Source organism: Roseiarcus sp. (assembly GCF_052145395.1).
Lineage (GTDB): Bacteria > Pseudomonadota > Alphaproteobacteria > Rhizobiales > Beijerinckiaceae > Roseiarcus.
On the sequence record NZ_JBKQOT010000386.1, the window covers coordinates 1 to 2,536 of the forward strand.

At 65.8% G+C, this 2,536-nt stretch carries 2 protein-coding genes; one reads left to right on the top strand and one right to left on the bottom strand.

From position 1 onward, the window contains the following. The first annotated feature begins 48 nt into the window (after nucleotides 1-48). Nucleotides 49-2,118: a putative transposase gene (locus ACLP25_RS12900; RefSeq protein WP_442469592.1), complete on the top strand. Its 2,070-nt coding sequence runs from the start codon at nucleotides 49-51 to the stop codon at nucleotides 2,116-2,118. A gap of 36 nt (nucleotides 2,119-2,154) precedes the next feature. On the opposite strand, the gene ACLP25_RS12905 is transcribed toward ACLP25_RS12900, so the two are convergent. Further along, nucleotides 2,155-2,536, bottom strand: a 382-nt coding sequence (locus ACLP25_RS12905; RefSeq protein WP_442469593.1) for a hypothetical protein, incomplete at its 5' end; no start/stop codon positions are given.

A 2,536-nucleotide genomic window follows, 5' to 3' on the forward strand; every position in this document is an offset into this window, starting at 1 on the left:
TCGGTGCGCACCGTGCGGCGCCACCAAGCGCGCTATGTGCAGGGCGGGATGGCGGCGCTCGGTCGCGAGGAAGGCTGGCGTCGCGGTCGGCGACGGATCTCCGGGCAACGTCTACGCAGCATCGAGCTGCTGAAAAGCCAGGGGATGAGCAACCGGGCGGTCGCGCACCGGCTGGGGGTGAGCGAGAAGGCGATTCGCAAGCTGGTCGGACCTTCGACGCCCGCCGAGAGCGCACAGCTTGCGTTCGCCGGGATGACGACCGCAGCGGCGGGGGCGCCGCCGGCGGCGAAGTCGACCGACGATGATGAGGATGGCTCCGCGCCATCAGGGAAGGACGGCGCCGGCGATCCAATCAGCGCGGCTGAGGACGACGCCGAACCGGCGCCGATGAGCCTCGACCGCGACGCGAGCGATCGCAGCTTCGATCGGCAACTCGCCCATCTGGGGCTGCTCGATGATGCCGCACCGCTCTTTCGCGAGGGGGCCTCGGTTCCCGGTGTCGGCGTCCTGCTCGCTCTCCCGTGCCTGGTCGAGAGCGGGTTGTTTCGGATCAGCCGCAAGCTCTACGGTGAGATCGGTCCGGCCTTCTATGGCCTGCGCACGACCTTGCTGACGCTCCTGCTCATGGCGCTGCTGCGCATCAAGCGGCCCGAGCATCTCAAGGAACGCGACCCGGCCGCGTTCGGCAGGCTCCTCGGGCTCGACCGCGCGCCGGAGGTGAAGACGCTGCGGCGCCGGCTCACCCGCCTCGCGGCACACCATTGCGCCGAGCAGCTGGGCGCGGAGCTTGCGCGTCTGCGTGTCGATCAGCGCGGACATCTCATGGGGTTCTTGTACATCGACGGCCATGTGCGCGCCTATCACGGCCAACGCGCCATCGCATCAAAGGCTTACGTGGCGCGCCGCCATCTGGCCATGCCCGCCAGCACCGACTACTGGATCAACGACCGCTCCGGCGACCCGTTGCTGGTGGTGACCGGGGAGGTCGACGCGGCGTTGACGAAGGCCTTGCCGCGACTGCTTCGCGAAGTGCGCGACCTGGTCGGCGAGCGACGGGTCACCATCGTCTTCGACCGCGGCGGCTGGAGCCCGAAGTTGTTCGACATGATGATCAAGGGCGGCTTCGACTTGCTGACCTATCGCAAGGGCCGGCGCCGTCGCATCAATGAGCGGCGGTTCATCGCCCGTCACGCCGAGCTCGACAGATGCCGGGTGGACTATCTTCTGCACGACCAGCCCGTGCGCTTCCTCAAAGGTAAGCTGCGCCTACGGCAAGTCACGCGCTTGTGCGACGACGGCCATCAGACGCAGGTAATCACCAGTCGATGGGACCTGCGCGACATCGAGGTCGCCTACCGCATTTTCGAGCGCTGGCGACAGGAGAACTTCTTCAAGTACATGCGGGAAGAGTTCCTGCTTGATGCACTCGTCGATTACCGGATCGAGCCGGAGGACCCGACCCGCTCCATCCCCAATCCCGAGCGCCGTGCTTTGGATAAGGAGGTCCGTGCGGCGCGCGCCGATCTCGCCAAGCTCGAACGCGAATACGGCGCCGCCGCCGCGGACAACGCCGAGCAGCACCGGCCGACCATGCGGGGGTTCAAGATCGCTCATGGCACGCTCGGCAAACGGCTGCGCACGGCCCGCGCTCGCGTCGCCCGGCTCTTCGAGCAGCGCCGCGATATTGCTAAGCGCGTCGAGGTCCGAGACCTCAGCGAGCGGGCCGTGGTCAAGCTCGCCACCGAGCGCAAGCACCTGACCGACATCATCAAGATGGTCGCCTATCAGGCCGAGAGCGATCTAGTAACGCTACTGCGACCTCACTACGCCCGTGCCGATCAAGAGGGGCGAACCCTGCTCCATGAGCTGTTCGCCGCGACAGGCGACATCCGCGTCTCCGATAGCGAGTTGCATATCACCTTGGCTCCGCTCAGCTCGCCGCATCGAACCCACGCCGCCCAGGCCCTCTGTGAGATGCTCGACCAAACCGCGACAATCTTCCCCGGCTCGCGCCTGCGGATTCGCTTCTCAGTGCGTCCGCCACCCCGTATCGGGCTTGCCTTCCCCGGCTCGCCGATCGAGCGCAGCACCGCCACGGCTGTTCCGCCGGCTCCCTGACCGACGCCAAAACCGGACATTTTGCGCTACGCTATGTCAGGAGGTCTGAATTTCGGCTACGGCCGGCGGTTTGGTCTTCCAACCGCTCGGGATTACGCGCCGGTAGACGCGCGGGCCGGCGGGTATCGTGACCGATATCCAGTCTCCACGACCATTTGGGCTTAGGTGAGAGAAGCCATTTTCGGACCCAGCCCAGAGAGAGGGCTCATCCACTTTTGCGGGTACCCCATGGATAGAGAGAGCGGCGGCTTCCGCTTCAATGTAGTGATCGAGGTTGGTTCGGATCGCCGCAGTCAGCTCCCCAATAAGTCTCCTCTTGACGTCATTCCTAGTTTCTGCGTCAGCTTCCTCCGCCAATGCGTACTGAAGCACGCGGCGGCCACGGAGATCAAAGGGTAGATCGGGTGGTTCGAAGCCG

Coding starts and splice junctions, on each gene's coding strand:
- ACLP25_RS12900 (WP_442469592.1), top strand. CDS start 49: ATGGCGGCGCTCGGTCGCGAGGAAGGCTGGCGTCGCGGTCGGCGACGG.